Source organism: Allobosea sp. 117 (assembly GCF_000702305.1).
Classification (GTDB): Bacteria; Pseudomonadota; Alphaproteobacteria; order Rhizobiales; family Xanthobacteraceae; genus Ancylobacter.
Map to the genome: position 1 here is coordinate 1 of NZ_JNLC01000018.1, position 21649 is coordinate 21649.

A 21649-nucleotide genomic window follows, 5' to 3' on the forward strand; every position below is an offset into this window, starting at 1 on the left:
TCACTCGATGATGGCGGCGACGACGCCGGCGCCGACGGTGCGGCCGCCTTCGCGGATGGCGAAGCGCAGCTTCTCTTCCATCGCGATCGGCACGATCAGCTGCACGTCAACCGAGATGTTGTCGCCCGGCATCACCATTTCCGTGCCTTCCGGCAGCGTCACCACGCCCGTCACGTCGGTCGTGCGGAAGTAGAACTGCGGACGGTAGTTGGTGAAGAACGGCGTGTGGCGGCCGCCCTCCTCCTTGGTCAGGATGTACGCCTCGGCCTTGAACTTGGTGTGCGGCTTCACCGAACCCGGCTTGCACACAACCTGGCCGCGCTCCACGTCCTCGCGCTTGGTGCCGCGCAGCAGCACGCCGATGTTGTCACCCGCCTGGCCCTGGTCCAGAAGCTTGCGGAACATCTCGACGCCGGTCACCGTGGTCTTCACCGTCGGGCGGATGCCGACGATCTCGACTTCCTCGCCGACCTTCACGATGCCGCGCTCGACGCGCCCCGTCACCACCGTGCCGCGGCCCGAGATCGAGAACACGTCCTCGATCGGCATCAGGAACGGCTGGTCGATCGGGCGCTCCGGCTGCGGGATGTAGGCGTCAACCGCCTCCATCAGCTTCAGCACCGCGTTCTTGCCCAGCTCCGGATCCCCGTTCTCCAGCGCAACCAGCGCCGAGCCGCGGATGATCGGGATGTCGTCGCCCGGGAAGTCGTACTTCGACAGAAGCTCGCGGACCTCGAGCTCGACCAGCTCCAGAAGCTCCGGATCGTCCACCATGTCGCACTTGTTCAGGAACACCACCAGCGCCGGAACGCCGACCTGGCGCGCCAGAAGGATGTGCTCGCGGGTCTGCGGCATCGGGCCGTCCGCCGCCGAAACCACCAGGATCGCGCCGTCCATCTGCGCCGCACCGGTGATCATGTTCTTCACATAGTCCGCGTGGCCGGGGCAGTCGACATGCGCGTAGTGACGGTTCGTCGTCTCGTACTCCACATGCGCCGTCGAGATCGTGATCCCACGCGCCTTCTCTTCCGGCGCCTTGTCGATCTGGTCATACGCGGTGAACGTCGCCCCGCCCGACTCCGCCAATACCTTCGTGATCGCCGCCGTCAGGGACGTCTTGCCATGGTCAACATGCCCAATCGTCCCAATGTTGCAGTGCGGCTTCGAACGGTTAAACTTCTCTTTGGCCATAACTCGCTTCCCTCAGCGGCAGACCGCGCCGCGAAAAATCGGGCGTGGGATATGCGGTTTCAGTCAATTCCGCAAGCACCCATGTCACGGAACAGATCCCGCGCCCGCATCGGCGCAGATATGGCGCGCGGCGCAGTTTCGGCAAGATGTCGGATCAGGCGGGAAAGAATTGGAGCGGGTGAAGGGAATCGAACCCTCGTCATCAGCTTGGAAGGCTGTTGCTCTACCATTGAGCTACACCCGCGAAGCCCGGAGCTCGGCGGATAGGCGACGTGGTGGGGGAGGTAGGACTCGAACCTACGAAGGCATAGCCAGCGGATTTACAGTCCGCCCCCTTTGCCGCTCGGGACACTCCCCCTCGCACGTCGGTCGCGCCCGGTTACGCAATCAATCGACACCGGCCTTTCGACCACACGGAGCACCCTGCGCCGAAGCCTTGGGAATCCCGTGCGGCCGGCTTTATGGTGGGGTGCCCCTGCCCTGTCAACCCCGCCCGCGGCCTCCTCCACCGGCGGGGTGCCGGCAGGCAGGCAAGCTTGTCGCACTCCGCTGCCGGGAAATTGCCAACCGGCTCCCGGCATGACAAGAACCGGCGGATGAACGAGCGTCCGCCCCGCGCCCCCAAAAACCGCACTCCGTCGCGCCGGCCGGCGCGAGGCCATGCCCCCTCGCGCGGCGAACGACCGGCCGGACGGCCGTTCGGCGCGTGGCCGGACGACGTCGCCATCCTCTACGGCTGGCACAGCGTCGCCGAGGCGCTGCGCAATCCGCGCCGGCGGGTGCGCCGGCTCATGGTGACGGAGAATGCGGCAAAGCGGCTCGCCGAAGAGGGAATCACGCCCACCTGCCCGGTCGAGGTCGTCCGGCCGGGCGAGATCGACCGGCTGCTGGAGCCCGACGCCGTGCACCAGGGCATGCTCGCCGAAGCCGATCCCCTGCCCTCGCCGAGCCTGAAGCAGGCGGCCCGGTCCGACCTCATCCTGGTGCTCGACCAGATCACCGACCCGCACAATGTCGGCGCCATCGTGCGCTCGGCCGCCGCGCTCGCGGTCGGCGCCATCGTCACCACCGCGCGCCACAGCCCCGCGGCGACCGGCGTGCTCGCCAAGGCGGCCAGCGGCGGGCTCGAGCACGTGCCGTTCTGCTTCGTGCCGAATCTCGCCCGCGCGCTCGACGAGCTGAAGGCGTCCGGCGTGCAGGTGGTCGGCCTCGACAGCGAGGGACCGGCCGACCTCGTCGACACGCCGCTGCAGGCGCCGCTCGCTCTTGTGCTGGGAGCCGAGGGCAAGGGCCTGCGCCAGCTCACCCGGCAGACCTGCGACACGCTCGCGCGCATTGACCTGCCCGGCCGGATCGTCAGCCTCAACGTATCCAACGCCGCCGTCCTCGCCCTGCATATCGCGCGTCGTGCGATCGGGCATGCGGGAACTCCAACGTCTTCATGAACCCGTCATAGCGCTTACGACCAATTACCAATCGTCAACGCGCCGTGATTTCGCCAATCTCCCGATATTCGGCGCGCTCTCGATGAAGTCGTGCGCCGTGAAATCCGGCTTTCGACACTGCTGCCTCAAGATGGCGGGTCGTATCCGGGAGGAAATACGGGCCAGGGTGAAGGGCGTTCCCTAGGGGAATCCCGCAACTCGACATAATTCGTGACGGCACCGTTGTGCCGACGATGCCGTGCGTCTTGCAGGACGCGCGCGCCGACGCATGAAAACGCACAGGGGAAGGGAAACGAAATGAGCGTGACCACCGCAGGGCCGGTAGCCAAGACCGGCCCGATGACGCCGGAGGAGAGGAAGGTCATTATCGCCTCCTCCGCCGGCACCGTCTTCGAATGGTACGATTTCTATCTGGCCGGTTCGCTCGCCGCGAACATCGCCGCCACCTTCGTTCCCGGCACCAACGACACCGCGAAGTTCATCTTCGTGCTGTTCGGCTTCGCCGCCGGCTTCGCGGTCCGTCCCTTCGGCGCGCTGGTGTTCGGCCGGCTCGGCGACCTCATCGGCCGCAAATACACCTTCCTTGTCACCATGACGCTGATGGGCATCGCCACCTTCGTGGTCGGCCTGCTGCCCGGCTACGTCACCATCGGCTACGCGGCACCGGTGATCTTCATCGTCTGCCGACTGCTGCAGGGCCTCGCGCTCGGCGGCGAATATGGCGGCGCCGCGACCTATGTCGCCGAACATGCCCCGCACGGGCGGCGCGGCTTTTATACCTCGTGGATCCAGACCACGGCGACCGTCGGCCTGTTCCTGTCACTGCTCGTCATCCTGACGCTCCGCCTGTCGATGACGCCCGAGGACTTCAACGCCTGGGGCTGGCGCATTCCGTTCCTGCTGTCGATCATCCTGCTCGGCTTCTCGATCTGGATCCGCCTGCAGCTCGCCGAATCGCCGGCCTTCCAGAAGATGAAGGACGAGGGCCGCCGCTCGAAGGCGCCGCTCACCGAAGCCTTCGGCACCTGGTCCAACGCCAAGATCGCGCTCATCGCCCTGCTCGGCGGCACCGCCGGCCAGGCCGTCGTCTGGTATTGCGGCCAGTTCTACGCGCTGTTCTTCCTCACCCAGACGCTGAAGGTGGACGGCACGACGGCGAACCTGCTGATCGCCGCCGGCCTGCTGCTCGGCACGCCCTTCTTCATCTTCTTCGGCTGGCTGTCGGACAAGATCGGCCGCAAGCCGATCCTGCTCGCCGGCTGCCTGATCGCGGCGCTCACCTACTTCCCGCTGTTCGAGCTGATCGCCCGCACCGCGAATCCGAAGCTGATCGCCGCCACCACGGAGGTGAAGATCGACATCACCGCCGATCCGGCGAGCTGCGGCACGCTGTTCGACCCGGTCGGCGTGCGCGTCTTCACCCGGCCCTGTGACGTGATCCGCCGCACGCTGGCGACCAACTCGATGCACTACCAGCTACTGCCAGGCCCGGCCGGCTCCCCCGTCACCGTCGCGGTGAACGGCACCGACGTGCCGACCGCCGACAACACCGGCGCCGCCGTGGTGGCCGCGGCGCAGGCCGCCGGCTATCCGAAGGTGGGCGATCCGAGCATCGTCAAGCAGCCCTCCATCGCCGGCGTGCTGTCGGACAGCCGGACGCTGACCCTGATCGGCCTCTTGTTCATCCTCGTCCTCTACGTGACGATGGTGTACGGCCCGATCGCGGCGCTGCTGGTCGAACTCTTCCCGACCCGCATCCGCTACACCGGCATGTCGCTGCCCTACCACATCGGCAATGGCTGGTTCGGCGGCTTCCTGCCGCCCACCGCCTTCGCTATCGTGGCGGCCTCGGGCAACATCTTCTCCGGCCTGTGGTACCCGATCGTCATCGCGCTGATGACGGTGGTGGTCGGCCTCATCTTCCTGCCGGAGACCAAGGACCGGAACCTGGAAGACTGGCACTAGAGCCCTTTCCGATCAGGCGGAATGCCTGATCGACAAGAAAGTGCTCTCGTTCAAGAAGCTGGAGCATGTTCTGATCGCGAAAGTCTCTCAACTTTCGCAGAATATGCTCCAGCCGATCACATCTTCAGAAAAGAAAACGGCCCCGCCTCGCGCGGGGCCGTCGCTTTTGCGGCAGACCGTTCAGAGCGCCGCGATGACCACGATCTCGACCTTGTAGTCCGGCGTCGCCAGCTTCGCCTCGACCGTGGCGCGGGCCGGCGTCTGTCCCGGCGCGACCCACGCATCCCACACCTTGTTCATCTCGGCGAAGGTCGACATGTCCGACAGATAGATGGTGGCGGCGAGAAGCTTGGTCTTGTCGGTGCCGGCAGCCGCCAGCCACTTGTCGACCTGGGCCAGCACGTCCTGGGTCTGCTCGGCAACGGTCGCGCCGGTCCCTACCTGACCGGCGAGATAGACGGTCGAACCGTGCACCACCGCCTTGCTCATGCGCGGGCCGGTTTCGATCCTCTGGATGCTCATGATCGTCTCCTTGCGGCGCAGCGCGACGGCGCGGCGCTCGGAAGGGCGGATAAGGCGCCGGCCCCCGGCCGGTCAAGGGCGAAAAGAATGGTGCCGGATGAGGGGATTGAACCCCCGACCTTCGGTTTACAAAACCGCTGCTCTACCGCTGAGCTAATCCGGCCCTCAGACACCGGTACCCGGTGCCTATTCGGTACTTAAGCGGACCGCGCGCGCCCTAAGCGCATGATCCGATTCGCCTTTCGGCCTCAAGGCCCTCCGATTACAAAACCGCTGCACTACCGCTGTGCTAACCCGGCCTGCGCTGGAGGTAGCAGCGCTGCCGCGCGCCCGCAACCCGCACGATCTCCCCGCACGCGAGGGGGCGTGAATATGCGCGCCCTGCGAGGCATCGCAGGGCCGGCGCGGCGGCCATGGCGCGCCATCAACTTCCCGGCATTCCGCAAGGGAAGAGGTGTGCCGCCCACCATCGAATTGTATCAATTCTTGCCAAGGGCGTGGATCGCGAAGTCTCTGCGACAATCCTCGATCGGATCGACAAGCTTCTGCGACAGCGCCCGCCTAGCGTCCGGTTCGAAGCAGGCATGACCCCCAGCGCGCAGCGAGGCACCGCCATGACCCGACTGACGATCAACGGCCAGACCCACGACATCGACGCCGATCCCGACACGCCGCTGCTGTGGGTGATCCGCGAGCAGGTCGGCCTCACCGGCACCAAGTTCGGCTGCGGCATCGCCCAGTGCGGCGCCTGCACGGTGCATATCGACGGCGTGCCGACGCGTTCCTGCGTCACCCCGCTCGCCAGCGTCGAGGAAGGCCAGAAGATCGTCACCATCGAGGGCCTCTCCCCGGACGGCTCGCACCCCGTGCAGAAGGCGTGGCTGGCGCTCGACGTGCCGCAATGCGGCTACTGCCAGTCCGGCATGATCATGGCCGCGGCCGGACTTCTGGAGGCGAACCCGAAGCCGACCGACGAGGACATCAGCGCCGAGATCACCAATATCTGCCGTTGTGGCACCTATAACCGCGTGCGCGCCGCCATCCACATGGCTGCCGCCGACAAGGCCGGCTGAGGGAGGCGAGCATGACGATCGCGCAGAGCGTTTCCCGCCGTAACTTCCTCGCCGGATCGGCCGCCGCGCTGGGTGGCCTCTCCCTCGGCTTCCACATCCCCTTCGGCGCGACAGCGACGGCGCAGGAAGCCGCCTCGCCCGAGATCAATGCCTGGGTGGTGGTGAAGCCGGACGACACCGTGGTCATCCGCATCGTCCGCTCGGAGATGGGCCAGGGCACGCTGACCGGCCTCGCCCAGTTGGTCGCCGAGGAGTTGGAGTGCGACTGGTCGAAGGTCACGACGGAATATCCGCCGCCGGGCCGGAATCTCGCCCGTAACCGTGTCTGGGGCAGCTATTCGACCGGCGGCAGCCGCGGCATCCGCGACTCGCACGACTATGTCCGCAAGGGCGGCGCCGCCGCGCGGCAGATGCTGATCGCCGCCGCCGCCCAGCAGTGGAACGTGCCGGCGGGCGAATGCACCGCCGCCAGCAGCGTCATCACCCATGGGCCGAGCGGGCGCACCGTCACCTTCGGCAAGGTGGCGGACGCCGCCGGCCGCCTCACCCCGCCCGCCGAGGTGACGCTCAAGGACCCGAAGGACTGGAAGATCGCCGGCAAACCGCTGCCGCGCCTCGACACGGTCGACAAGCTGACCGGCAAGCAGGTCTACGGCGCCGACCTGAAGCTGCCCGGCATGCTGAACGCGGCGGTGAAGGCCTGCCCGGTGTTCGGCGGCAAGCTCGCGAGCTTCGACGCCGCGGCGGTCGAGAAGATGCCGGGCGTGAAGAAGGTGGTGAAGGTCGACGACACCGCGGTCGCCGTAATCGCCGACACCTGGTGGCACGCCAAGACGGCGCTCGACGCCCTTCCCGTGACCTGGGACGAGGGACCGAACAAGGACCTCTCCAGCGCCGCCATCGCCGACATGCTGCGCGAGGGGCTCGACGCCCGGGAGGCCTTCGTCGGCCAGAGCCGGGGCGATGCCCGCGTCGAGCTCGCCAAGGGCGCGCCGACCGGCGGCAAGATCGTCACCGCGACCTATGCCTACCCCTACCAGAACCACGCCACCATGGAGCCGATGAACGCCACCGCGCTCTGGACACCCGAGAAGTGCGAGGTGTGGGTGCCGACGCAGAACGGCGAATCCAGCCTCGCCGTCGCGGCGGAAGCGGCCGGCCTGCCGGTCGCCAAGTGTGAGGTCTACAAAATCCATCTCGGTGGCGGCTTCGGCCGGCGCGGCAACTTCCAGGACTATGTCCGCCAAGCGGTGAGCATCGCGAGGCAGATACCCGGCACGCCGGTGAAGCTGCTGTGGACGCGCGAGGAGGACATGCTCCACGGCGCCTATCACCCCACCACGCAGGCCAAGCTCACCGGCACGCTGGACGCGCAGGGCAACCTCACGGCGCTTCACATGCGCATCTCGGGACAGTCGATCCTCGCGGCGGTGCGCCCGGAAGGCATGCAAGGCGGCATGGACCCGGTTGTCTTCCAGGGCCTCACCGAGAAGGCGCCGGAAGGCCATCTTGGCTACACCGTGCCGAACCTGCTGATCGATCACGCCATGCGCAACCCGCCGATCCCGCCGGGCTTCTGGCGCGGCGTGAACCTCAACCAGAACGCCATCTATGTGGAGAGCTTCATGGACGAGCTGGCGGCCGCCGCCGGCGTCGATCCGCTGGAGTTCCGCCGCAAGCTGATGGCGAACCATCCCAAGCACCTCGCCGTGCTGGAAGCCGCCGCCAAGGGCCTCGGCTGGGAGACGCCGGTGCCGCAGGGGCGCGGGCGCGGTCTCGCCCAGATCATGGGCTTCGGCAGCTATGTCGCCGCCGCCGCCGAGGTGTCGGTGACGGACGGACGGCTGAAGATCCATCGCATCGTCGCCGCCACCGACCCCGGCCACGCGGTCAATCCGGCGCAGATCGAGCGGCAGGTCGAAGGCTCCTTCGTCTACGGCCTCTCCGCCTGCCTCCATGGCGAATGCACGGTGAAGGGCGGGCGCATGGAGCAGGAGAACTTCGATACCTACGAGGTGCTGCGCATGGACGAGATGCCGGCGGTCGAGACCGTCATCATCCCGTCCGGCGGCTTCTGGGGCGGCGTCGGCGAGCCGACCATCGCGGTGGCGGCGCCGGCGGTGCTGAATGCCATCTTCGCGGCGACCGGAAAGCGCTATCGTACGCTGCCGCTCAAGAACCACGAGCTGTCCTGATGCGCCTTGCCCTCGTGTTCCTCGTGCCGGCGCTGTGGCTCGCCACCGCGCCGGCGGACGCCGCGCCTCCGCGCGGCGCCACCTCCTGCACCGGCTGCCACCCGCGCACCGCCTCGCGCGGACCCGTGCCCACGCTCAACGGGCGTCCGGCCGCCGAGATCGCCGAGCAGATGACGGCGTTCAAGACCGGCGAGCGCCCCTCGACCGTCATGACGCGCATCGCCAAGGGTTTCTCGGAGGATGAAATCCGCGCGCTGGCGGAATGGTTTGCCGCCAACGCCGCGCCCGGCGCCAAGCCCTCCACGGCCCCCGCAAATGCGCCCGCTGCTGCCCAGCCGTAGGAGCGTGGTCGGCGGCCTCGCCGCCACCGCCATGCTCGGCGCCCCGGCGCTGCGCGCGCAGGCGCCGCCGCGCGTCGTCGTCATCGGCGGCGGCTTCGCCGGCGCCAGCCTCGCCCAGGCGCTGCGCCGCGAGGACGCCGGCATCGCGGTGACGCTGGTCGAGCCCAAGGCAAGCTATATCGCCTGCCCGCTGAGCAATTACGTCATCGCCGGGCTCCGGGACATCGAGGCGCAGCGCTTCGGCTATGAGCGCCTTCCCGGCAACGGCATCACCGTCGTGCCGCAGGCCGCCGTCGACGTCGATGCCGCCCGCCGGCAGGTGCGCCTCGCCGACGGCGGAACGCTCGACTATGACCGGCTGGTGGTCGCCCCCGGCATTGCGCTGAACTTCGATGCGCTGCCAGGCTACGATGCCGCGGCGGCGGAGCTGATGCCGCATGCCTGGCAGGCCGGCGAGCAGACGCTGCTGCTGCGCCGCCAGCTCGAGGCCATGGAGGATGGCGGCCTCGTCGTCATATCCGCACCCGCAAGCCCGTTCCGCTGCCCTCCGGGCCCCTATGAGCGGGCGAGCCTGATCGCCCACTATCTCAAGACGCACAAGCCCCGCTCCAAGCTCATCATCCTCGACGCCAAGGACAGCTTCTCCAAGCAGCGCCTGTTCGAGGCGGCATGGAAGGCGCTCTATCCGGGGCTGATCGAATGGGTATCGCTCTCCTTCGGCGGCAAGGTCATCGAGGTCGATCCGAAGACACGCACGCTGGTAACCGAGCTCGGCAGTCATGAGGCGGCGGTCGCCAATGTTATCCCGCCGCAGCGCGCCGGCGTCATCGCCGCGCGCATCGGCGTGGCCGACGCCACCGGCTGGTGCCCGATCGATCCGGTGACCTTCGAATCGAAGCTGGTGCCGGGCATCCACGTCGTCGGCGACGCGGCGATCGGCGGCGCCATGCCGAAATCCGCCTTTACCGCCAATGCGCACGCCAAGGCCTGCGCCACCGCGCTCGCCGCCCTGCTGCGCGGGCGTGCGCCGGGCGAGCCGAAGCTGGTCAATGTCTGCTACAGCCTCGTCGCGCCCGGCTATGGCATCTCCATCGCCGGGGTCTACAGCCCGAAGAACGGCCTGCTCGCGGATGTGGAGGGCGCTGGCGGAACCTCGCCGCTCGACGCGCCGGCGAGCGTGCGCGCCGAAGAGGCGGCCTTCGGCGAGGCATGGTTCGAGACCATCACCACGGAGGCGTTCGGTTGAGGATGGCCGGCATGGGTGCCGCCCTGCTCGCACTGACGGCGCCGGCCGGCGCGCAGCCGGTGGGTGCGACCGACGTGCCGACCCTCATTGCCTATGAGGTGGCGGGCGATGCCATCACCGGCCCGCTCGGCGGCACGCGTGGCGATGCGGACCGTGGCGCGAAGCTGGTCGCCGAGCGGCAGAAGAGCCTGTGCGTGCTTTGCCATTCCGGCCCCTTCCCCGACCCGCATCTTCAGGGGAACCTCGCGCCGGACCTGAAGGGCGTCGGCGTCCGGCTTTCCGAGGGCCAGATCAGGCTGCGCGTCGTCGACATGAAAAGGCTGAATCCGGCGAGCATCATGCCGGCCTATTATGGCCTGCCGGCCGGCGAGCGGGTCGCCGCCACATGGCGGGGCCGCCCGATCCTCGAGCCCGGCGAGATCGAGGACATCGTGGCCTATCTCGTGACGCTGAAGGACGAGTGATGGCAGGAGACTGTCACGGCATGATCGACAGGCGGGAGCTGCTCACGGCGGGCGGCGCCTCGCTGCTGGTGTGCGCCCTGCCCGGATCCGCCCTCGCCCGCCCCTCGCTCGCCGAGGCGGTCGCCGGCTTCACCGGCGGCGCGCCGGTGCAGACAGGGCGCGTCACGCTCACCATCCCGCCGCTGGTCGAGAACGGCAACGCGGTCGGCGTCAATCTCGCCGTTGAAAGCCCGATGACAGCGGCCGACCATGTGCGCCGCATCGCCCTGTTCAACGAGAAGAACCCGCAACCCGACATCGCCATCTTCACGCTCGGCCCGCGCACTGGGCGCGCCCGCATCGCCACGCGCATAAGGCTCGCCACCTCGCAGACCGTGGTGGCGGTCGCCGAGATGAGCGACGGCAGCTACTGGTCGAGCTCGGCCAGCGTCATCGTCACGCTGGCCGCCTGCATCGAGGACCTGTCATGACCCGCGCGCTGGTGAACGTCCCCAAGACCGCGAAGCGCGGCGACGTCATCGATGTCCGCGCGATGATCGCCCACCCGATGGAGACCGGCTATCGCATGGGTCCGAACGGCGTGCCCATCCCGCGCGACATCATCACCCGCTTCGAATGCCTCTATGACGGCGAGATCGTCTTCGCTGCCGAGTTCTTCCCCGCCATGTCGGCGAACCCCTTCATCTCCTTCTCGACGGTGGCGACGGCGAGCGGCACGCTCACCTTCCGCTGGACCGACGATGCCGGCAAGGTCGAGACCGCCACCGCCGAGATCGCGGTGAGCTGATGCGCGCGCGCTGGCCCGCGCTCGGCCTCGCGCTGCTCGCCGGCGGCGTGGCGGCGGGCGAGATCGGCCCGAGCGAGCGGCGTTCCGGCCGGGATTTCATGTCGGCCGAAACGCGGGCCATGCAGGCCGACGACAATTCCAATCCCGGAATGCTCTGGGTGCTGCAGGGCGAGCAGCTCTGGAGCGATCCGGCGGGGTCGAAAAATCTCTCCTGCGCCTCCTGCCACGGTGAGGCAACCGAGAGCATGAAGGGCGTCGCGGCGCGCTACCCGGCCTTCGACGATGCCTCAGGCAAGCCGATCGACCTCGCCGGCCGCATCGCCCGCTGCCGCACCGAGCGCCAGGGCGCCGAAATCCCGGCACGGGAGGGCGACGAGCTCGTCGCGCTCACCACCTATGTCGCCCACCAGTCGCGCGGCCTCCCCGTGGCTCCGCCCGCGGATGAGCGCCTCGCGCCGGCCCGCGCCGAGGGACGCCGGCTGTTCGAGACCCGCATGGGCCAGCTCGACCTCGCCTGCGCCTCCTGCCACGACGACAACTGGCAGGGCCGGCTCGGCGGCAGCGCGGTCACGCAGGCGCACCCGACGGGCTACCCGATCTACCGGCTCGAATGGCAGGCGGTCGGCTCGCTGCAGCGGCGCATGCGCGGCTGCATGGTCGGCGTCCGCGCCGAGCCCTTCGCCTATGGCTCCGACGCCTATGTCGCGCTGGAGGCCTATCTGATGTCCCGTGCCGCCGGCATGGCGATGGAGACGCCGGGCGTCAGGCCCTAACCGTCGGATGGCCGCAGCCGGGCACCGGCGGCGATAGGCAGGCCGGGTTTCCGAGACGGCTTGACCGGCCGCTGCGTCTCGGCCGCCGGCGGGGCATGCGGCAGCGAGATGGTCGCCCGAAGCCCGGCGCCGGTATTGGTCAGCGTGATGTCGCCGCCATGGTGCCGCGCGATGTTGCGGGCGATGGACAGGCCGAGCCCGATGCCGCCGGTCTCGCGGCTGCGCGAATCCTCTAGCCGGAAGAACGGCGCGAAGACGCGTTCCAGCCTGTCGGCCGGAATGCCCGGCCCGTCATCCTCGATGGCGATCTCGATGGCGGAAGCGCTGCTCAGCACCGAGACGCGCGCCCGCCCGCCATAACGCACGGCGTTCTCGACGAGGTTGCGGACCGCCCGCTTCAGGGCGTCGGCCCGGCAGCGATAGCCGATCTTCGGCGCGTCGGCGACGACGACATCATGGCCGATCTCGACGAGGTCGTCGCACAGGCTTTCGACCAGCGCGGTGAGATCGACATTGCGCGTCGGCTCCTCGGCGGCCTGCTCGCGGGAGAAGGCGAGCGTCGCCTCGGTCATGGCGCGTAGCTCGTCGAGGGTCGAGAGCATCTTCTCGCGCGTCTCGTCGTCGGAGACGAACTCGGCGCGCAGCCTGAGCGACGTGATCGGCGTGCGCAGGTCGTGGCCGATCGCCGCCAGCATGCGGGTCCGGTCCTCGACGAAGCGCTGCAGTCGCGCCTGCATGAGATTGTAGGCGACCGCCGTCTGGCGGATGTCGTCCGGGCCCGTTTCGGGCAGCGGCTCGACGGTCTCCCCGCGCCCCAGCGCCTCGGCCGCGACGGCGAGTCGCCGCATCGGCCGCGTCATGCCGCGCGCGATGAAGGTCGCGCAGATGGAAAGGATCACCGCCGTCACCGCCAGCGAGATGATGGACTGGGTGGTCCACAGGCCGTTGGTCATCTTCTTGGCGAAGGCGGTGTTCAGCCAGGAGCCGTCCTTTAGCTGCACGGCGAGGCCCATGCCGTTGTTCTCGCCGAGATAGAGAAACTTCGCCGGTCGCGACAGCGGCCAGGCATAGGCCGGCATTTCGCCCCAGGAAGCGCGTGCCGGATCAAGCGGCGCCGCCACCATGGATGCCGGAACCGGCGTCGGAGGGTCGAGCGCGGTGGCGCTCCGCGTGCCGGCGAGGCTGGCGACGCTCGGCAGCGGCTCGGCGAGATGTTCGCGCGCGGTTCCCCGCCAATTGTCGGCGTCCGCAGGGAAGTCGCGCGATACCCAGAACCGCGTATAGCTCGTATTGCTCGCCCGCAATATGTCGGCCTGCAGCTCCGGCGGCGTCGCTTCCAGCACCTGCGCCACCGACGCGCTGCGGCTCAGGAACTCCGTCTTCGCAGCCTTGTAGAGCGCCTGCCCGCGCTCATCCATGAACAGCAGGAAGCTGATGCCCTGCGACAGCGCCAGGGCGAGCAGCATAATGGTGACGAAACGCGCGGTGAGGCTGCGGTTCCACAGGCCGATCATTGCGGGGCCACCTCGGGCGAGAAGCTGTAGCCGCCGCCCCAATGCGTCTTGATGAGCGTCGGCGACTTCGGATCCGCCTCGATCTTCTTGCGCAGCCGGCTGACCTGGTTGTCGATGGCGCGGTCGAAGGGCTCGGCGCTGCGCCCGACGGTGAGGTCGAGCAGTTGGTCGCGGCTGAGCACCAGCCCCGCATGGTCGAGGAACACGCTGAGCAGCCGGAACTCGGCCGTGCTCAGCGGCACGACGAGGCCATCCTCGCCGACAAGCTCGCGCCGACCGACATTGAGCACCCAGCGGTCGAAGCGCATTTCCCTGGCCTTGAGCTGACCGCGCTGCGGCGGCAGGCTCTGCACCCGCCGCAGCACCGCCTTCACGCGCGCCAGCAGCTCCCGCGGGTTGAACGGCTTGGCGAGATAGTCGTCGGCGCCGAGCTCCAGCCCGACGATGCGGTCGGTCTCCTCCGCCATGGCGGTGAGCATGATCACCGGCAGGTTGGTGGTCTCGCGCAGCGAACGGCAGAGCGAAAGCCCGTCCTCGCCCGGCATCATGACGTCGAGCACCACCAGATCGATAGCATTGCGCTCCGCCAGCCGCCGGAAGGCGGCCGCGCTCTCGGCAAGGCTCGTCCGATAGCCGTGCTTGGCAAGGTATTTGCCGACCAGATCGCGGATGTCGCGATGGTCATCGACGATGGCAATGTGAGGCGTTGCATCCATTCGGCTTCTCCGCGCCCTCTACATACCGCTGGCCGACATCCGCCGCTGCGGAAAAAGTGTATCAAAGCTTGTGAAGTCCGCGAGGCGCGACAGCCGACGACAGTCCGGCCCCTTCCCTGCGAAATATCTGCGACAGACGAGCCCTAGAACGTCAGCATTCGAAAGCACGGGACCACGGCGCTTTCGAGTGGATGACATCGCTGAAGCATGTCCAACGGCATGTTTCAGAATACATCACAACCCCAGCGCGCCGAATACAATGGCCCGCTCACGATTTCGGGAATTATCCTATGAAAAAGATCGTCGCCTTTTCGCTTCTTTCCGCTCTTCTGGGCAGCATCGCCTTTGCCCCGGCTGCCGTCGCGCAGACCACGCAGGCCGGCCAGCCGGCCTATGGCCGCACGGTGAACACCGCTCCCGGGGCGAACGCCGCCCCGGCCACCGTGTTCGAAGGCCGCAACGTCTATGCCGCGCCGGCGCCGGCGCAGGGTGTCGAGCCCTACATCGCGCGGCAGATCGAGGCGGACCAGCGCAGCCGCTGATCCGAAAACCGGATGGATCGGTCGCTGGGCCATCTCCCGCCCCGCGGCACAGCGACTGACCGGCGAGGCCGCGGAGGTATCCTCCGCGGCCTTTGCCATGTGACCCAGCCAAATAAGGGAGCGGGCTACCTGATCGCCAAAGAAGTTGCTCCGGCCCGGAACCTTGCAGGGCGGCGCTCGTTCACCGCCGGGGCAGCGGGGGAACGAGACGTATCAGGAGACCTCACATGGCTGCCAAGGCACTCGACACTCTGTTCCACGAGACCCTGAAGGACATCTACTACGCTGAGCGCAAGATCCTGAAGGCGCTGCCCAAGATGGCGCGCGGCGCGCAGTCGCCGGAACTGAAGGCGGCGTTCGAGAAGCATCGCGAGGAGACCGAGGGGCAGGTCGAGCGCCTGCAGCAGGTCTTTGAGATGCTCGGCAAGCGGGCGCAGGGCAAGACCTGCGACGCCATCGAGGGCATCGTCGCCGAGGGCGAGGAGGTGATGGAGGAGTTCAAGGGCGCGCCCGCGCTCGACGCCGGCCTAACCGCCGCCGCCCAGGCGGTGGAGCACTACGAGATCGCCCGCTACGGCACGCTGAAGCGCTGGGCCGAGATGCTGGGCATGAAGGACGCGGCGAAGCTGCTCGACGCCAATCTGCAGGAAGAGATCAAGACCGACGTCGCGCTTACCGCCCTCGCCGACAAGGTCACCAACACCAAGGCGCTGAAAGCCGCGTGACGCGAAAGAGCCTTCGCAGGCCGGCCGGCAAACTCACGGGGCCGCTCCGAAAGGGGCGGCCCTTTCCGCGAGATCATTCCGGAAGCGGTATGATCTCGCTTTCATCCGGCACCGCCGCGAAACGGCCCTGCCGCCAGTCCTCCTTGGCCTGCTCGATCCGCTCGCGCGAGGAGGAGACGAAGTTCCACCAGATGTGCCGCGGCCCTTCCATGGTGGCGCCGCCGAGCAGCATCATGCGCGCGGGCGTGACGGCCCGGACGGTGATGCGGTCGCCGGGGCGGAACACGAGCAGGCGCGGCCCCTCGAAGCTCTCGCCCGCGATCTCGATGGTGCCGTCGACGAGATAGATCGCGCGGTCCTCGTAATCCGGGTCGAGCGGCGCGCTCGCGCCGGCCGCGAGCCCGACCTCCACATAGAACCAGTCGTGCAGCGTCTGGACCGGCGCCGCAAGGCCAAAGGCCCGGCCGGCGATCACGCGCGCCCGCAGGCCGTCCCCCTCCACCAGTGGAAGCGAGGCGGCGTCGAAATGCTGGAACGACGGCTCAATCTCCTCCCGATCACGCGGCAGGGCGATCCAGCTCTGCAGGCCGAGCACGGCATGCGGCGCCGCCCGGCTGGTCTGCGGCGTGCGTTCGGAATGGGCGATGCCGCGCCCCGCGGTCATCAGGTTCATCGCGCCCGGCACGATGTCCTGCACATGCCGGCCGCTGTCGCGGTGGGTGATCCGGCCGTCGAACAGATAGGTGACGGTCGAGAGCCCGATATGCGGATGCGGGGCGACGTCGATCCCCTGCCCGGCCAGGAACTGCATCGGGCCGAACTGGTCGAAGAAGATGAACGGACCGACTATCTGTCGCTTGCCGTGCGGCAGCGCGCGGCGGACACGGAACGGACCGATGTCGCGCGTGCGCGGCACGACGACGAGTTCGAGCGCCGCGCAGGAGGCGTCGTCGCCCTGGACAGGGTCGCTCGCAGGCATCCAGCTCATCACGTTTCTCCGTAATCTTAAGCTTCTAGGGCCGGCTCCGCACGAATCACCTTATCCTCTCCGCAAACAGGCGGAGAACGGAATGAACCCGGAATGGCGTGCACGCGCGTGCTATGTCGCGGCGGCGGCTCTCTGCCTCGCTTACATCTTCATCGTGCCGAGCGTCGACCTGATCGACATCTGCGCCGGCGCCGGGCTCGGCGCGGCGGCCATGTGGGCGCTGAACGACTGGGAGACGGTCGCCGCTCGCCGCACGCCAGAAGAGGGCCATCGCGGGGATGCGCCTGCCCGTCGCCCCCGGCAGGCCCGCAGCTCCTTCTTCGCCCGCCGGCGCGCGCCCGAACCCGACCCTGCCAGCGACGGCTACGAGGCTTACGGCGATCCTGCCGGGGAGCCGGAGGACTTCGCTCCCCGTGAGCTGGCGCCGCGCCGGCAGGAACACCGGCCCGAGCACCGGCCGGCCGCCGCGCAGACACAACGACAGGCCTACCCGGACGATCGGCAGCGCGAGGAGCGGATGCGGCAGCCGAACAGCCTGCTCGCCCGCGCCTATGAGGAGTTCCACCGCACGGCCGGGCGCCAGGAGACGCCGCGCCCGGATACCCGGGACGACGCGCGGCGGGAGGCCCCGATGCGGGAGCCGACGCGGCCCCGAGCGTGGGAGCGCGATCTGCCGCCGGAGAGCCGGGAACGGGAACCCGCGCCGCGCGAACCGGCACGCCGCGATCCGCCTGCGTCCACCTATTCCTCGGGCCGCACCGCGCCCAATCCGCCGCGGCCGCTCCGCGACCTGACGCCCCCCGAGCGACCCGATCCGCGCGAGGGCATCGGCTGGCGGGAGGCGGGAGGCATTCACCCGGACGATCTGCCCCGCTACGAGGACGCGCGCGAATCCGAGCGGCTGGAGCGCTACCGCGCGCTGACGCGCCGCACCGAGGACTATCTCTCCGGCACCCGGCGCGACGATGCGGCACGCCCCTATGAGCCCGTGTCCCTGCGGCCGGTCGATGACCGGGACGAGCCCACCGCACGGCCGCGCGCCGCCGGCGACGAACGCACGGACGAGCGCGCGCCCCCCAAGCGCACGCTGCGCCGTCCGTCGCGCTGAGCGGCATACGGCGACGGGATCGGTCACTCGTCGTCGGAGTAGCGCTCTTCCTTCCACGGATCGGCGCGGTTGTGATAGCCGCGCACCTCCCAGAAGCCGCGCTCGTCCGCCGTGCGGAACTCGATACGCTGCACCCACTTGGCGCTCTTCCAGAAATAGAGGTGCGGCACCAGCAGGCGCATCGGACCACCATGCTCGCGGGTCAGCGGCTCGCCCTGCCAGCTATGCACCAGCATGGCGTCCTCGGCGGCGAAGTCCTCCAGCGCCATGTTGGTGGTGTAGCCGTCGCGGCTGTGGAGGACGACATGGCTCGCCTCCTCCTTCGGCATCACGAGCGCGAGCAGGTCGCGGGTCAGCACGCCGTCCCAGCCATTGTCGTAGCGCGACCAGGTGGTCACGCAATGGATGTCGGTGACGAGATGGGTCTGCGGCTGGGCGAGGAAGGTCTCCCAGTCCCAGACGAGCGGATTCTCCACGGCGCCGAAGACGTCGAGCTTCCAGACCCTGAGCGGGATGTGCGGCTGTATGCCGAGATCGAGCACCGGCCAGTCCTTCACCAGATGCTGGCCCGGCGGCAGACGCTCGGATTCCGGCCGCGCCACGCGCCCGGTGAGGAACTTGCCCTCCCGCGCCCAGCGCTGCTTGGTGGTGGTGAGTTTGCTGTCGGGCGGCGTGTCGGCGGCCGGCGGGTCGATCTTCTCATCCATGCTCGGGCTCCGTCGGAGGAGAGGAAGCCCGAGCATAGCATCGCCTGCGCCGTGCCGCTGCAAGACGGCACGGCGACGTCGTCAGTACGCCCTCGTCCGGCGCTTGCGCTGGAGCATGTTCAGCCCCTCGATCGCCGCCGAGAAGGCCATCGCCGTATAGATGTAGCCCTTCGGTACATGGGCGCCGAAGCCCTCGGCGATCAGCGTGGTGCCGATCAGCAGCAGGAAGCCGAGCGCCAGCATCACGATGGTCGGGTTGCGGGCGATAAAGTTGGCGAGCGGTCCCGCCGCCAGCAGCATGGTCAGCACTGCAACAATCACCGCGATCACCATGATCGGGATGTGGTCGGTCATGCCCACCGCGGTGATGATGCTGTCGATGGAGAAGACGAGGTCGAGGACTAGAATCTGGATGATCGCCGCCCGGAAGCTGATGTCGAGCAGCTTGCCGGCGCCCGCCTCGGCCTCCTCCTCATGCACCTCCATGTTGTGGTGGATTTCCTTGGTCGCCTTCCACACCAGGAACAGGCCACCGGCGACCAGGATGAGGTCGCGCCAGGAGAAGGCATGATCGAACATCGTGAAGATCGGCGTTGTGAGCTGCACGATGAAGGCGACCGTCGAGAGCAGGCCGAGCCGCATGATCAGCGCGAGGCCGATGCCGATGCGCCGCGCGCGGGGGCGTATATCCTCCGGCAGCTTGTTGGTGAGGATCGAGATGAACAGCAGATTGTCGATGCCGAGCACCACCTCCATCGCTATGAGGGTGATGAGCGCGGCCCAGGCGGTGGGATCGGCCGCGAGCTGAAGCAGATAGTCCATCGGTCACTCCGCCGAAACGAGGGTCACGAAGGGCACAAGCGGAATCACCGCGTCCGCCACAGCGGCAACGGAATACTGAACAATCAAGGACGGCAAGGTAAGCTCCTCTGGCCGGCACGGATGTCGGGGTAGATCCGACATCACGCGAACGCCGGCTTGGCTCGCGTCAGAGGGGCCCGGATCGGGTAGCGGCAATTTATGGCACGACCGGCCTTATCGCAATGGGCACGGCACCGCGCCGGGGTGGTCAACGCCCGTTGGCGCGCGCTGTTCCCGGCCCTCGCCTTTCTCCTCGGCCTCTGCGCGCCGGCCGGCGCCGAGCCCTCCCGCGTCCCGGCGCAGGCGGAGACGGTCGAGGAGGCGCTGTGCCGCATGATCGAGGACGCGGCCGGCCGGCACGCGATCCCGGTCGACTTCTTCACCCGGCTGATCTGGCGCGAGAGCAGCTTTCGCGCCGGCGCGGTGAGCCCGAAGGGCGCGCAGGGCATCGCCCAGTTCATGCCGGGCACCGCCGCCGAGCGCGGACTGGACGATCCCTTCGACCCGGAGACCGCCCTTCCCGCATCGGCGGAGCTGCTGGCCGACCTACGCGCGCGCTTCGGCAATCTCGGCCTCGCGGCCGCCGCCTACAATGCCGGACCCACCCGGGTGGAGCGCTGGCTCGGCGGCCAGGGCGGCCTGCCATTGGAGACACAGGACTATCTCCTGTTCATCACCGGCCGTGCGGCGGAGGACTGGGCGGCCGAGCGTGCGGCGACACCCGCCCCGCCGCCGAACGATGTCGCCCCGCCGAAACCGGCAGCTTCGAAAACCGACTGCCTCACCGTGACCGCCGCGCTCCGACGCGGCGGCGGCGAGATCGCGCAGGAGATCGCCACCGTCACCGCGCCATGGGGCGTGCAGCTCGCCGGCAATTTCTCGAAGACGCGCGCCCTCGCCAGCTACCAGCGCGCCCTGAAGCGCTACGCCGCCGTCCTCGACGGCACCGAGCCGATGATCATCGGCACGCGCATGCGCTCGCGCGGCACGCGAGCCTTCTACCGCGTACGGGTCGCCCAGCCGACGCGGCAGGCGGCGACCGCCCTGTGCAACAGGCTTCGCGCCGCCGGCGGCGCCTGCATCGTGCTGCCGAGCTGAGGCTTTGCGAGCCCAACTTTGAACGGAAGCGACGAGTCTCCTGTCACCCGGCGACATCGGCTTTCTCGCCCCGCCGGCTCGTGTCATCGTCCGTTCATCGCCCCCAACTAGAGCGGACGCCATTCCGCCCCAAGGGGGCAGGCTTCGGCTCTGGGAGGACCTGATGAACCGCTTTTCCCGTCGCGATCTGATGAAGGCCGGCGCCTTCGCGCTCGCCGCGCCCGCCGTGCTGCGCGCCCATGACGCGCTGGCCTCCTCCGGCTCGATCAATGTCTATGCCTGGGGCGATTACTTCGACAAGAACACCGTGCTGGCCGACTTCACCAACGCCACCGGCGTGAAGGTAAACCTGTCGACCTACGGTTCGAACGAGGAATGCGAGAACAAGCTGCGCGCCGCCGGCGGCAAGGGCTTCGACCTCATCTTCCCGTCCGTCGACACCGGCCCGAACTACTACAAGGACAACCTGCTGGCGCCGATCGACGAGGCCAAGTTCAAGGCCGGTCAGGTCGTCCCCTCGATCTACCGCAACTCGCTGACCCTCGGCGCCGCCTATCGCGGCAAGCGCTACCTCGTGCCCTTCGACTGGGGCACCGAGGGCATCACCTGGGATTCCACCAAGTTCAACAAGAAGTCAGGCGAGATCTCCTATGGCGACCTCTGGCTCGCCAGCAATCCGAAGCAGACCGCCATTCGCCAGAAGTCGGTGTTCAACGGCATCGCGCTCTATCTCGACGCCACCGGCGAGCTGCCGTCGAACCGTGGCCTCGACATGTACAAGTCGGAAGCCGACAGCCGCCGCGTCTTCGACGGCTGCCTGAAGTTCCTGACCGCCCACAAGGGCAATGTCGGCGCCTTCTGGAACAACGCCACCGAGGCGACCGCCGCCTTCACCGACGCCGGCTGCACCATCGGCCAGACCTGGGACACCACCGGCATCCTGCTGAAGCGCAAGACCGATCCGAAGTGGCGCTACGGCATGCCGAAGGAGGGCGGCCTCGCCTGGACCGACACCTTCGCCATCCCGTCCGGCGCGGAGAACCCCGACCAGGCCTATGCGCTGGTGAACTTCCTCTACCAGCCGGAAGTCGGCGCGAAGTTCGCCAACACCACCGGCTACAATTCCTGCGCCACCGGTGCGGAGAACTACCTCTCCATCGAGGCGCAGGAGGACTTCAAGGCCGCCTATCCCGCCGGCACCATCGACAACCTGTTCTGGTGGCCGATGCAGACCGATTTCTACGCCAAACTCCGCGCCGAGTATGTCGAGAAGCTGACCAACGCCTGATCTCCCGCCGCTCGGGCCGGCCTTCGGTGGGGCCGGCTCTCCCGCACGACGTCATCCCCGGGCTTGTCCCGGGGACCCACGCCCTCTTCCGGATGGCCCC

The 21649-nt window shown here is 68.4% G+C and carries 22 protein-coding genes and 3 tRNA genes; 15 read left to right on the forward strand and 10 right to left on the reverse strand.

The window, feature by feature from the left end:
• The 3 genes from tuf to U742_RS0119965 form a co-directional block, all read right to left on the reverse strand.
• Window positions 1-1191: an elongation factor Tu gene (tuf, locus tag U742_RS0119955; RefSeq protein WP_029356276.1), complete on the reverse strand. Its 1191-nt coding sequence runs from the start codon at window positions 1189-1191 to the stop codon at window positions 1-3.
• Between the two features lie 170 nt (window positions 1192-1361).
• Window positions 1362-1435 (reverse strand) — tRNA-Gly (locus U742_RS0119960).
• Between the two features lie 29 nt (window positions 1436-1464).
• A tRNA-Tyr gene (locus U742_RS0119965) sits at window positions 1465-1549 on the reverse strand.
• Window positions 1550-1787: 238 nt separating this feature from the next.
• Here U742_RS0119965 and U742_RS0119970 point away from each other — a divergent pair.
• On the forward strand, window positions 1788-2636 hold the full coding sequence (locus U742_RS0119970; protein WP_081853115.1) for a TrmH family RNA methyltransferase: 849 nt from the start codon (window positions 1788-1790) through the stop codon (window positions 2634-2636).
• A 297-nt stretch (window positions 2637-2933) separates the two neighbouring features.
• Window positions 2934-4601 carry an MFS transporter gene (locus U742_RS0119975; protein WP_029356281.1) on the forward strand — a complete coding sequence of 556 codons (1668 nt, stop codon included), beginning with the start codon at window positions 2934-2936 and terminating at the stop codon, window positions 4599-4601.
• 180 nt (window positions 4602-4781) lie between these two features.
• On the opposite strand, the gene U742_RS0119980 is transcribed toward U742_RS0119975, so the two are convergent.
• Both U742_RS0119980 and U742_RS0119985 read right to left on the reverse strand, forming a co-directional pair.
• A complete protein-coding gene (locus tag U742_RS0119980) occupies window positions 4782-5123 on the reverse strand; it encodes a RidA family protein (RefSeq protein ID WP_029356282.1) in 342 nt (113 codons plus the stop codon).
• An 88-nt stretch (window positions 5124-5211) separates the two neighbouring features.
• A tRNA-Thr gene (locus U742_RS0119985) sits at window positions 5212-5286 on the reverse strand.
• 451 nt (window positions 5287-5737) lie between these two features.
• Here U742_RS0119985 and U742_RS0119990 point away from each other — a divergent pair.
• Genes U742_RS0119990 through soxA form a run of 8 tightly spaced genes read left to right on the forward strand, consistent with a single transcriptional unit; the run spans window position 5738 to window position 12002 of the window.
• Complete coding sequence (locus U742_RS0119990) at window positions 5738-6196, forward strand: (2Fe-2S)-binding protein (RefSeq protein ID WP_029356284.1); 459 nt, start codon at window positions 5738-5740, stop codon at window positions 6194-6196.
• Window positions 6197-6207: 11 nt separating this feature from the next.
• Window positions 6208-8391: a xanthine dehydrogenase family protein molybdopterin-binding subunit gene (locus tag U742_RS0119995; protein ID WP_029356286.1), complete on the forward strand. Its 2184-nt coding sequence runs from the start codon at window positions 6208-6210 to the stop codon at window positions 8389-8391.
• On the forward strand, window positions 8391-8732 hold the full coding sequence (locus tag U742_RS0120000; protein ID WP_051661368.1) for a c-type cytochrome: 342 nt from the start codon (window positions 8391-8393) through the stop codon (window positions 8730-8732). Before U742_RS0119995 ends, U742_RS0120000 begins: the two co-directional genes overlap by 1 nt.
• On the forward strand, window positions 8707-9978 hold the full coding sequence (locus U742_RS0120005; protein ID WP_029356290.1) for an NAD(P)/FAD-dependent oxidoreductase: 1272 nt from the start codon (window positions 8707-8709) through the stop codon (window positions 9976-9978). The genes U742_RS0120000 and U742_RS0120005 overlap by 26 nt, the downstream gene beginning before the upstream one ends.
• A gap of 11 nt (window positions 9979-9989) precedes the next feature.
• Entirely contained in the window at window positions 9990-10442 is a 453-nt protein-coding gene (gene soxX / locus U742_RS0120010; RefSeq protein ID WP_029356292.1) for a sulfur oxidation c-type cytochrome SoxX, read from the forward strand.
• A gap of 20 nt (window positions 10443-10462) precedes the next feature.
• Entirely contained in the window at window positions 10463-10912 is a 450-nt protein-coding gene (locus U742_RS0120015) for a SoxY-related AACIE arm protein (protein ID WP_038362251.1), read from the forward strand.
• Entirely contained in the window at window positions 10909-11229 is a 321-nt protein-coding gene (gene soxZ / locus U742_RS0120020; RefSeq protein ID WP_029356295.1) for a thiosulfate oxidation carrier complex protein SoxZ, read from the forward strand. The genes U742_RS0120015 and soxZ overlap by 4 nt, the downstream gene beginning before the upstream one ends.
• Complete coding sequence (gene soxA, locus U742_RS0120025) at window positions 11229-12002, forward strand: sulfur oxidation c-type cytochrome SoxA (RefSeq protein WP_029356297.1); 774 nt, start codon at window positions 11229-11231, stop codon at window positions 12000-12002. The genes soxZ and soxA overlap by 1 nt, the downstream gene beginning before the upstream one ends.
• Here the strand turns inward: soxA and U742_RS0120030 are convergent.
• Together U742_RS0120030 and U742_RS0120035 are read right to left on the reverse strand one after the other, a co-directional pair.
• Window positions 11999-13516, reverse strand: coding sequence for a sensor histidine kinase (locus U742_RS0120030; protein ID WP_029356300.1), 1518 nt, complete (start codon window positions 13514-13516; stop codon window positions 11999-12001). The two genes, soxA and U742_RS0120030, sit on opposite strands and share 4 nt — an antisense overlap.
• On the reverse strand, window positions 13513-14232 hold the full coding sequence (locus U742_RS0120035) for a response regulator (protein ID WP_029356302.1): 720 nt from the start codon (window positions 14230-14232) through the stop codon (window positions 13513-13515). The genes U742_RS0120030 and U742_RS0120035 overlap by 4 nt, the downstream gene beginning before the upstream one ends.
• A gap of 290 nt (window positions 14233-14522) precedes the next feature.
• Between U742_RS0120035 and U742_RS0120040 the strand changes: the two genes are divergently transcribed.
• Both U742_RS0120040 and U742_RS0120045 read left to right on the forward strand, forming a co-directional pair.
• Window positions 14523-14774, forward strand: a complete 252-nt coding sequence (locus U742_RS0120040; protein ID WP_029356304.1) for a hypothetical protein — start codon at window positions 14523-14525, stop codon at window positions 14772-14774.
• A 227-nt stretch (window positions 14775-15001) separates the two neighbouring features.
• On the forward strand, window positions 15002-15499 hold the full coding sequence (locus U742_RS0120045; protein WP_029356306.1) for a YciE/YciF ferroxidase family protein: 498 nt from the start codon (window positions 15002-15004) through the stop codon (window positions 15497-15499).
• 73 nt (window positions 15500-15572) lie between these two features.
• Here the strand turns inward: U742_RS0120045 and U742_RS0120050 are convergent, their stop codons facing one another.
• Window positions 15573-16487, reverse strand: coding sequence for a pirin family protein (locus U742_RS0120050; protein ID WP_029356307.1), 915 nt, complete (start codon window positions 16485-16487; stop codon window positions 15573-15575).
• A gap of 82 nt (window positions 16488-16569) precedes the next feature.
• Here U742_RS0120050 and U742_RS0120055 point away from each other — a divergent pair, with 82 nt between their 5' ends.
• The gene (locus U742_RS0120055) at window positions 16570-17595 is read left to right on the forward strand and encodes a chromosomal replication initiator protein DnaA (protein WP_029356309.1); all 1026 of its coding nucleotides are present in this window, start codon (window positions 16570-16572) and stop codon (window positions 17593-17595) included.
• 23 nt (window positions 17596-17618) lie between these two features.
• Here U742_RS0120055 and U742_RS0120060 read toward each other — a convergent pair whose 3' ends face one another.
• A complete protein-coding gene (locus U742_RS0120060) occupies window positions 17619-18302 on the reverse strand; it encodes a sulfite oxidase-like oxidoreductase (RefSeq protein ID WP_051661369.1) in 684 nt (227 codons plus the stop codon).
• A gap of 81 nt (window positions 18303-18383) precedes the next feature.
• Complete coding sequence (locus tag U742_RS0120065) at window positions 18384-19124, reverse strand: TerC family protein (protein ID WP_029356312.1); 741 nt, start codon at window positions 19122-19124, stop codon at window positions 18384-18386.
• A gap of 243 nt (window positions 19125-19367) precedes the next feature.
• On the opposite strand from U742_RS0120065, the gene U742_RS0120070 reads away from it, so the two are divergent.
• Both U742_RS0120070 and U742_RS0120075 read left to right on the forward strand, forming a co-directional pair.
• The gene (locus U742_RS0120070) at window positions 19368-20261 is read left to right on the forward strand and encodes a lytic transglycosylase domain-containing protein (RefSeq protein WP_029356314.1); all 894 of its coding nucleotides are present in this window, start codon (window positions 19368-19370) and stop codon (window positions 20259-20261) included.
• Window positions 20262-20424: 163 nt separating this feature from the next.
• Complete coding sequence (locus tag U742_RS0120075) at window positions 20425-21549, forward strand: extracellular solute-binding protein (RefSeq protein ID WP_029356316.1); 1125 nt, start codon at window positions 20425-20427, stop codon at window positions 21547-21549.
• The last annotated feature ends 100 nt before the right edge of the window (window positions 21550-21649 follow it).

Coding starts and splice junctions, on each gene's coding strand:
- U742_RS0120030 (WP_029356300.1), bottom strand. CDS start 13,516: ATGATCGGCCTGTGGAACCGCAGCCTCACCGCGCGTTTCGTCACCATT.
- U742_RS0120045 (WP_029356306.1), top strand. CDS start 15,002: ATGGCTGCCAAGGCACTCGACACTCTGTTCCACGAGACCCTGAAGGAC.
- soxX (WP_029356292.1), top strand. CDS start 9,990: ATGGGTGCCGCCCTGCTCGCACTGACGGCGCCGGCCGGCGCGCAGCCG.
- tuf (WP_029356276.1), bottom strand. CDS start 1,191: ATGGCCAAAGAGAAGTTTAACCGTTCGAAGCCGCACTGCAACATTGGG.
- U742_RS0120015 (WP_038362251.1), top strand. CDS start 10,463: ATGATCGACAGGCGGGAGCTGCTCACGGCGGGCGGCGCCTCGCTGCTG.
- soxA (WP_029356297.1), top strand. CDS start 11,229: ATGCGCGCGCGCTGGCCCGCGCTCGGCCTCGCGCTGCTCGCCGGCGGC.
- U742_RS0120035 (WP_029356302.1), bottom strand. CDS start 14,232: ATGGATGCAACGCCTCACATTGCCATCGTCGATGACCATCGCGACATC.
- U742_RS0120075 (WP_029356316.1), top strand. CDS start 20,425: ATGAACCGCTTTTCCCGTCGCGATCTGATGAAGGCCGGCGCCTTCGCG.
- U742_RS0120040 (WP_029356304.1), top strand. CDS start 14,523: ATGAAAAAGATCGTCGCCTTTTCGCTTCTTTCCGCTCTTCTGGGCAGC.
- soxZ (WP_029356295.1), top strand. CDS start 10,909: ATGACCCGCGCGCTGGTGAACGTCCCCAAGACCGCGAAGCGCGGCGAC.
- U742_RS0119995 (WP_029356286.1), top strand. CDS start 6,208: ATGACGATCGCGCAGAGCGTTTCCCGCCGTAACTTCCTCGCCGGATCG.
- U742_RS0120000 (WP_051661368.1), top strand. CDS start 8,391: ATGCGCCTTGCCCTCGTGTTCCTCGTGCCGGCGCTGTGGCTCGCCACC.
- U742_RS0120050 (WP_029356307.1), bottom strand. CDS start 16,487: ATGAGCTGGATGCCTGCGAGCGACCCTGTCCAGGGCGACGACGCCTCC.
- U742_RS0120065 (WP_029356312.1), bottom strand. CDS start 19,124: ATGGACTATCTGCTTCAGCTCGCGGCCGATCCCACCGCCTGGGCCGCG.
- U742_RS0119975 (WP_029356281.1), top strand. CDS start 2,934: ATGAGCGTGACCACCGCAGGGCCGGTAGCCAAGACCGGCCCGATGACG.
- U742_RS0120060 (WP_051661369.1), bottom strand. CDS start 18,302: ATGGATGAGAAGATCGACCCGCCGGCCGCCGACACGCCGCCCGACAGC.
- U742_RS0120055 (WP_029356309.1), top strand. CDS start 16,570: ATGAACCCGGAATGGCGTGCACGCGCGTGCTATGTCGCGGCGGCGGCT.
- U742_RS0120005 (WP_029356290.1), top strand. CDS start 8,707: ATGCGCCCGCTGCTGCCCAGCCGTAGGAGCGTGGTCGGCGGCCTCGCC.
- U742_RS0119990 (WP_029356284.1), top strand. CDS start 5,738: ATGACCCGACTGACGATCAACGGCCAGACCCACGACATCGACGCCGAT.
- U742_RS0119980 (WP_029356282.1), bottom strand. CDS start 5,123: ATGAGCATCCAGAGGATCGAAACCGGCCCGCGCATGAGCAAGGCGGTG.
- U742_RS0119970 (WP_081853115.1), top strand. CDS start 1,788: ATGAACGAGCGTCCGCCCCGCGCCCCCAAAAACCGCACTCCGTCGCGC.